This window comes from Roseovarius sp. MMSF_3298, assembly GCF_030733705.1.
GTDB classification, from domain to species: Bacteria; Pseudomonadota; Alphaproteobacteria; order Rhodobacterales; family Rhodobacteraceae; genus Roseovarius; species Roseovarius confluentis.
Genome location: NZ_JASHIN010000036.1, coordinates 21,536 through 28,626, shown reverse-complemented (window position 1 = coordinate 28,626; position 7,091 = coordinate 21,536). Strand labels below are relative to the sequence as shown.

9 protein-coding genes and 1 pseudogene are annotated in these 7,091 nt (G+C 62.6%); 3 read left to right on the top strand and 7 right to left on the bottom strand.

Annotation, left to right across the window (positions count from 1 at the left end):
* A pseudogene (locus tag RBB18_RS21065) lies at positions 1-163 on the top strand (ISKra4 family transposase); the annotation flags it as partial.
* Here the strand turns inward: RBB18_RS21065 and RBB18_RS21060 are convergent.
* Together RBB18_RS21060 and RBB18_RS23240 are read right to left on the bottom strand one after the other, a co-directional pair.
* A complete protein-coding gene (locus RBB18_RS21060) occupies positions 108-332 on the bottom strand; it encodes a hypothetical protein (RefSeq protein WP_306112380.1) in 225 nt (74 codons plus the stop codon). The pseudogene RBB18_RS21065 and the gene RBB18_RS21060 sit on opposite strands and share 56 nt — an antisense overlap.
* Positions 333-364: 32 nt before the next feature.
* Entirely contained in the window at positions 365-598 is a 234-nt protein-coding gene (locus RBB18_RS23240) for an antitoxin Xre-like helix-turn-helix domain-containing protein (RefSeq protein ID WP_371931686.1), read from the bottom strand.
* Between the two features lie 223 nt (positions 599-821).
* On the opposite strand from RBB18_RS23240, the gene RBB18_RS21055 reads away from it, so the two are divergent.
* Complete coding sequence (locus RBB18_RS21055; protein WP_306112382.1) at positions 822-1,592, top strand: SDR family NAD(P)-dependent oxidoreductase; 771 nt, start codon at positions 822-824, stop codon at positions 1,590-1,592.
* A gap of 5 nt (positions 1,593-1,597) precedes the next feature.
* On the top strand, positions 1,598-2,533 hold the full coding sequence (locus tag RBB18_RS21050; RefSeq protein WP_306112383.1) for an alpha/beta hydrolase: 936 nt from the start codon (positions 1,598-1,600) through the stop codon (positions 2,531-2,533).
* Here the strand turns inward: RBB18_RS21050 and RBB18_RS21045 are convergent.
* The 5 genes from RBB18_RS21045 to RBB18_RS21025 form a co-directional block, all read right to left on the bottom strand.
* On the bottom strand, positions 2,505-3,005 hold the full coding sequence (locus RBB18_RS21045) for a MarR family winged helix-turn-helix transcriptional regulator (protein ID WP_306112384.1): 501 nt from the start codon (positions 3,003-3,005) through the stop codon (positions 2,505-2,507). The genes RBB18_RS21050 and RBB18_RS21045 overlap by 29 nt on opposite strands.
* 95 nt (positions 3,006-3,100) lie before the next feature.
* Positions 3,101-3,838, bottom strand: a complete 738-nt coding sequence (locus tag RBB18_RS21040) for an SDR family NAD(P)-dependent oxidoreductase (RefSeq protein WP_306112385.1) — start codon at positions 3,836-3,838, stop codon at positions 3,101-3,103.
* Positions 3,839-3,892: 54 nt separating this feature from the next.
* On the bottom strand, positions 3,893-5,218 hold the full coding sequence (locus RBB18_RS21035; RefSeq protein WP_306112386.1) for a TRAP transporter large permease subunit: 1,326 nt from the start codon (positions 5,216-5,218) through the stop codon (positions 3,893-3,895).
* Positions 5,215-5,727: a TRAP transporter small permease subunit gene (locus tag RBB18_RS21030; RefSeq protein ID WP_306112387.1), complete on the bottom strand. Its 513-nt coding sequence runs from the start codon at positions 5,725-5,727 to the stop codon at positions 5,215-5,217. Before RBB18_RS21030 ends, RBB18_RS21035 begins: the two co-directional genes overlap by 4 nt.
* Positions 5,728-5,835: 108 nt before the next feature.
* Positions 5,836-6,903: a C4-dicarboxylate ABC transporter substrate-binding protein gene (locus RBB18_RS21025; protein ID WP_306112388.1), complete on the bottom strand. Its 1,068-nt coding sequence runs from the start codon at positions 6,901-6,903 to the stop codon at positions 5,836-5,838.
* Positions 6,904-7,091 lie beyond the last annotated feature (188 nt).

Sequence of the window (7,091 nt, the reverse complement as noted above, 5' to 3'; positions counted from 1 at the left end):
TTCTACATCGCGAGCAGAAGGTCTAGTGAATGACATAGCCAACGCTCGCATGGGCAAAAAGCGCCGTATGCGTTGGTTCCCGAAAGGCGCACATCGAGTGGCAACTGTCAGAGCCGCAGCCCTGGATGGAAGGCTTGGCAAAGGACAGCTTCGCGCGGCTTGATCCCCACATTCTTTCCACTCGCCAGTGACAGGAGACATTCGCCCCGTTTGTGAAAACAGGCGAACTCATCCCCTTGCTTCAGGATTTCCTGCCGCCGTTTCCCGGCTTCTTCCTCTACTTCCCGCAACGCCGGAACATGGCACCGAAATTGCGCGCGCTGATTGATCATGTCCAATCGTGGAGACACAGGGGTTGAGATATTTAGAAGTTCTCACGCGCCGATACGGTCTTCGGCCATCCGAAGGTAAGCGGCCCGTTAAACAGCAGCCTCAACCCCTTGTAGAGCCCAATCAGCAAGCTGGCGCGGGTCACCTTGTCTTGATCCAAAATACCCTTGTAGGTGCCAGCCTTCATGCGTCCCCAGGTTGCGCCCGGAACATCGAAGAGGGTTGCAGCCTCAGCGTTCGATAGCCCCCAGGCATCTGCCGCCCTCACGACGCCTTTGATGATCGCAGCGACCTTTTACTGTTGATCGATCGGCGCTGCCGGGCGGGGCCACCGTCGCCCGTGATCCGTTGCTTGCAATGACCGCTTACCGAAATTTATGGTTGCGAAAGCAACTAAAAGCAAGTCTTATCGTTGCGAGATGGAGCGAATGCAGAGACGTTGGACGAACCCACTGGCGCATGCGCATTTGCCGAGAGAAGGAGAGACTTGAATGGACCTCGAACTTCGCGACCGCGTCGCGCTGGTTACCGGCGCAGGGCGGGGGATAGGACATGCCGAGGCAACGGAACTGGCCCGCGAAGGTGTCAAGATCGTCGTCAACGACATCGACGCGGCCTGCGCCGAGGCGGGGGCGGCCCGGATCGCGGAAGTTGGTGTCTCAGCGCTGGCCGCGCCCGGGGACGTGACGGACCCCGGCGATGTTGACGCGATCGTCGCGCGCACGGTCGGCGCTTTCGGCCGGCTCGACATACTCGTCAACAATGCGGGGGTGGGTGGAAGATACCTGGGGCAATCGGTGATCGACCTGTCGTTCGAAGACTGGGACTACGTCATCCGCAGCCATATGTACAGCACGTTCCTGTGCACCAAGGCCGCGGCGCCGATCATGCGAGACCAGGGCTTCGGAAGGATCATCAACACGTCGTCCATCCACTACACGGGTGGGGGCCGGACCGGGATCTCGAACTACAGCGCGGCCAAGGCCGGGGTGGCCGGGTTCACCCGGAACGTCGCGAAAGAGCTCGGGCCAATGGGGATCAACGTGAATGCCATTGCCCCGGGATTTGTGGCAACGGACCTCGTTGCCGGGTTTTCGCCCAAGTATATGAAGAGAATCCAGGAACAGAACCCCAAGGGGCGGATGTGCACCCCGGAAGAGCTGGGGGCGCTTGTGGCCTTCCTGGCATCCAGACAGGCCGACTTCATCAACGGGGCTGTTGTCAGCATCGACGGCGGTCGCCGCGAATTCGTCTGGGAGTGATGCCCGTGGACCGAGCTGCGGCTTCCGAACTCAACGCCGACCTTGCCGCGTTCCTGAAGCGGCGCGACCACGCGGTTGCTCCGATCGACCTGTTCGCACGACCGCTAGGCGAGGCTCGACGGCACTATCGCTTCCGCAGCCTGTTCGGGCAGGACACTGCGCCAGCCGGCCTTACCGAGGACATCCGCCTGCCGGATGGCCCGCTACTCCGTATCCATGACCGCGATTGCGCAGACGGCATGGCGGTACTCTTCGTGCATGGAGGCGGCTGGCGTTTCGGCGACCTCGACACCCACGACAGCCTGATGCGCAACCTCAGCGCACACGTCGGAGCGCGCGTTGTCGGTGTCGATTACCGCAGGGCGCCGGAAACTCCGCATCCCGGCGCGATCGACGATTGCCTCCGGACCGTCCGCTGGATGCGTGATGACCTTGGCATCCGCCGCATCGTGATTGCCGGCGACAGTGCCGGGGCCAGCCTCGCACTGTCCGTGGGCATTGCCCTGGCGAAAGCGGACGCTCCGCCGCTAGAGGCCTTGGTCCTGATGTACGGCTGCTTCGCGCCCGAGTTCGATACGGACAGCCACGCGGCATTCGGCGACGGGCGTTTCGGCCTGTCCACAAACTCGATGCGGCGCTACTGGGACGGATACCTAGGCGAGACAGATCGGGCGGCATACACCCGCGAAATCGAGGAGGGTCTTGCCGGGCTGCCGCCTGTCCTTCTAGGCATCGCCGGGCTCGATCCGCTGAGGGATGACGGATATCGGCTTGCGGACAAGTTGGCGCGAGCCGGCGTGCCCTTAAGGATCGAGATCTGGTCTGGCTGTCCCCACGGGTTCCTGCAACTTCCCTCCACGCTCGCCTCCGTCGAGGCTGCCTTCGCCGGGCTGGCGAAAACTCTTGCAGCGCTCAGGAATCAGCCTCTCCACGCTGGTTGACCTCGGGAAGAATGTCGTGAAGACGGTTCAGCATGTCGACAAGCTGGTGGATCTCGACCTCGGACAGGACGCTGAGGAAGCGCCGCTCCCGTTCTAGCGCGGCAGGCAGGACCTTGTCATGTAGCTCTTCGCCCGTGCAGGTCAGCGAAAGCAGCTGGCTGCGCCTGTCGGTCTCGTTCGGTTCGAGCTGGACGAGACCCTTCGCCTGCATGTTTTTCACATACCGGCTGACTGGCCCCTTGTCGAGGCCGATCACCTCGACGATGCGGTGCGCGGTGATACGGGGCTCGATGGCAAGCAGCGCGATGATGCGCCACTCGGTGATGCCGATCCCGAAATTCTCGCGGAACTCGGCAGACGCGCCCCGCCCCAGCTTGTTGGCGACCCAGTTGAGCAAAGAGGGTACGTGGATATCGAGATCCAGCGTCGCCCGACCGTTGATCATCTTCGGTGTCGCCGGACGCGTTTGCATGACGTGCCTTTCGTTTCGGACAGTCCCACCGACCGGGAGCCCGCACTTTACATTTTCAATCGAGAAGTGAAGCATAGGATGCCCTCCGTCGAGGCTCAACCCGCTATGTAAAGGCCGCCGTTGGCATGAAGCGCGGCGCCGTTGAAAAACCCGGCCTCACCGGCGCACAGGAACAGCACGGCATGTGCAATTTCTTCGGCCGAGGCCATCCGGCCCATCGGTGTCGACGCGATCATGGCCTCGCGACGGCCGTCCTTCATCGCCCGGAGCATCTCGGTGTCCACGAGGCCCGGCGAGACAGCGTTGACGCGGGTGCGCGGCGCAAGCTCTTTCGCAAGGCTGCGCGTCAGGCCAAGGACACCCCCCTTCGCGGCGGCATAGGCGCTGTGCTCTCCGCTGCCCTGGTGACCGGCGTGCGAGGCGATGTTGACGATCGCGCTGCCGTCAGACAGCAGGTCGCGCAGCGCGTGTATCGTGTGGAAGACGCCGTCGAGGTTGACCGCTATGGTCCGACGCCACCCGGCCGTGTCGAGCTTTGCCAACGGCAGACGTTCGTAGAGGCCGGCACCACAGACGACGAGGTCGACCCGTCCGTAGCGCGTGCGGCATTGTTCCGCCACGGCTAGCGCATCGGCCTCCTCGGTTACGTCCTGCCGGCAAAGCAGCGGCTCCGCCCCCTTGCCAAGGGTAGCCGCACGCTCTTCCAAGCGCGCCATGTTCACATCGGTCAGGACCAAAGTTGCGCCGGCCTGCACAGCAAGGCGCGCCACCTGAAACCCGATTTCTCCGGCAGCCCCGGTGACGACCATCACGCGGCCTTCGAGGGTGTACATTTGAATTCTCCTGCACTGTTGGGGGGTAAGGGGTGCGTGTCCGGCCGATTTGCGTTACCAGCGGGGACCGCTCAGCTTTTCAGGCAGCCATGTCGCGATCTCGGGGATCGCGATGACGAGGATGAGAACAACGATCTGCGCACAGATGAAGGGCAGGACGCCTTTGTACATGTGGCCCAGCCGGATCTCGGGCGGCGCGATGGCGCGCAGGTAGAAGATAGAGGGCGCCATGGGCGGCGTAAGGTAGCTTGTCTGGAGCACGATTAGGAAGGCGATGCAGAACCAGATTGGGTCGAAGCCGTAACCGGTAACGATCGGCATCGAGATCGGGATCATGATCAGCACAACCGAGATCAGGTCCAGCACGAAGCCCGCCACGAAAGCCACCGCGAGGATCGTGGCAATGGCGCCCCACCCCGTGATACCGAGATCGGTGAGTAGGGTACGTACCCCGTTTAGACCTCCGGTGGAGAAGAACACACCCGCGAACATGTTGCCGCCCAGCACGATGAGGAGGATCATTGCCGTGATCGCAGCCGTCTGGCGCAGCGCCCTCCAGATGACAGTCGGGCTGAAACGCCGGTAGAGGATCGACATGACGATCGTTCCCGCCACGCCGCAAGCCGCGGCTTCGGTCGGTGTAGCAATCCCCATGAGGATCGTTCCGAGGACGAGGAAGATAAGGACCAGCGGCGGCAGCAGGGCGGCGGCCGATGTGCAGATCTTGGTCACGAGATCCACCGGCGGCAGGTCGTCGTCGATGGTGGGGGCCAGTTCCTTTTTCCACATGCAGATGCCGATCACGTAGACCGCAAAGAGCAGCGCCATAATCAGGCCGGGGAGCAGGAGCCCCGCGAACAGGCTGCCGACCGAAATGTTCGCAACCGGCCCCAGCACGATGACTGTGATCGACGGCGGGATGACCGTGCCAAGCGAACCACTGGCGCAGACCGTGCCCGAGATCAGGGCCTTGTCGTAGCGATGCTTCAGCATGATTGGCACCACGAGCAGCCCGATCACAGTCTCTGTCGCACCGACGACCCCGCTTGCCGCGGCGAAGATCGCGCCGATGGCAATGGCTCCTACGCCCAGGCCGCCGGGCAGGCGACGTGTCCAAACGTGAACTGCTTCGAACAACCGCTCCGCGATCCCCGACCGTTCGAGCAGCGAACCCATCAGGATGAAAAGTGGCACTGCCGCCAAGACCGAGTTCGATGTGACGTCGTCGATCTTCGAGATGATCTGGTAGACCACGCCGTCGCCGAACTTGGCCAAGCCAAAGCCCACGGCCACGAGGATCATAGACAGGGCAATCGGAAACCCGAGCAGGATGAGGACCATCAGAGCCGGGAACATCATGAAGCCGAGATAAGCGCTCATTCGACTGCCCCGTAGTCATGGCCGGATACAAGGGCCAACAAGGATTTGACCACCTCTGCGAAAACCTGCAGGGCAAGAAGCGCAAACCCCAGCAGCCAGACCGCCCTGAAAGGCCAGATCAGAGGATTCCAGGCCGACAGACCGGCCACTTCGCCACGCGCATAAGCATCGTGGGCGGCGATGCCTAGGTACCACGACATCCAGACGAGCACCGGCAACAGGGTCCCGAAGCACACGAGCTTGATCGTGGCCCTGAAGCGCGGCGGCAGGTGTGGCTGGATCAGGTCGACGTTCACGTGGTGGCCACACTTCAGCGCGTGGCTCATCGCCATCATGAAGATCGACCCCATCAGCATGTAGGTCAGGTCGAAGGCCCAGGCGGTAGGTGCATTGAGAACGTAGCGCGCAACGACCTCGATCAGCAGGACGACAACCAGTGGCACGACAAGTATCGCCGCAACATGGCCGGCATATTCCGCCGGACGTTCAATCAGGTTGATGAATGGCATCGTGACTCCCTTGCCCAAGGTGCGGAGCGGTCGCACCGGGGCGTTACAACGTGGCATGCCGGGCGCGGCACAGGTCGGCACGACGGTGTCCCGTCGCGCCGGCCGGCTTCATTTACCCAGGGTTCCGATCTGGAACCGGTACTCCGGCCAGACCGCAAGCTTTTCCTTGAACGCGCGTTGCGAGGACAGCGCCTTGGCAAACCATTCGTTCTCGGCCGCGATCTCGTCCTCCCACTGGCGGGTGGCCTTGTTGATGGCGTCCAGCACCTCGTCGTCGACGCGGACGATCTCGTTGGCGCCCTCGGCAAAGCCCTCGAAGGCATCGAGGTCCGACGCCGAGCCCAGCACCCAGGTCTCGAACAACGTGTGCTTGGCGGCCAGGCGGATGCGGTCGCGGTCTCCGTCGGTCAGAGAATCCCAGGCCTCGGGATTGAACATGCACTCGAACGATCCCCCAGCAAGGTCGAGTCCGGGCGTGATGACGTATTGAGCGATGTCGAGGAAACCGGTCGCGCGGTTGATCTCGGGACTGCCCCATTCGACGGCATCAATGACGTGCCGCTCCAGCGCCTCATAGACCTCTGCCCCAGGGATCACCATCGTCGAGGCCCCAAGGCGCGCAGCTATCTCGGCGAAAGCTCCCGATGTCCGTAGCTTGAGCCCTTTGAAGTCCTCCAGCGTCTGCACGGGCTTGTGCGAATGGAAGCCGGTACTCGTGCCCCCGATCGTGCAGGGAAGGGAAACGACGCCGAACTGCTCGCGCCGGAATTCCTCCCACAGTTCCAGCCCGCCTCCGGAGTAGAACCAAAGCATGAGCTCTTCCGGCGTCATGCCGAAGGGGTGCCCGGCGAAAAGCACGGTGGTCTCGTTGACGCCCCAGTCGTATCCGGGCCAATTATGGCCGGCTTCGGCAACGCCCTTGCTCACGCCCTCGGTGACCTTGAGCTGGCTGTAGAGCGTACCGCCCGGATAGGCGGTGATCTCGACCCTGCCGTCCGTTAGGTCGCGCACGTTCTCGATGAAAAGCTGAACGTCCCGCTCCAGCCAGGGCCCACCGCTGTATGGCGTCGCCATCTTCCACTCGAACTCGGCCGCATGCGCGTCAAGCGCTGCGGCCATTATGCCAAGTACCGCCCCGCACGCCAGACGCGCGGGCCGCTTCATCCATGTCGTCATGTCTTCCTCCCACAAAAGCGCATTTCAACGCTGAAACCGATCTGCCGGCCATAGCCGACCGGCATCGATGACAAAGACTCCTCCAGTCCTCTCATCCGCCTATTCGTTGCTTAGGCAACGGTCTTTCTTTAGCCGCGTTGATTCTCCGAGTCAAGAGCTTCGCAACATACGGCGGTGATACATAATAG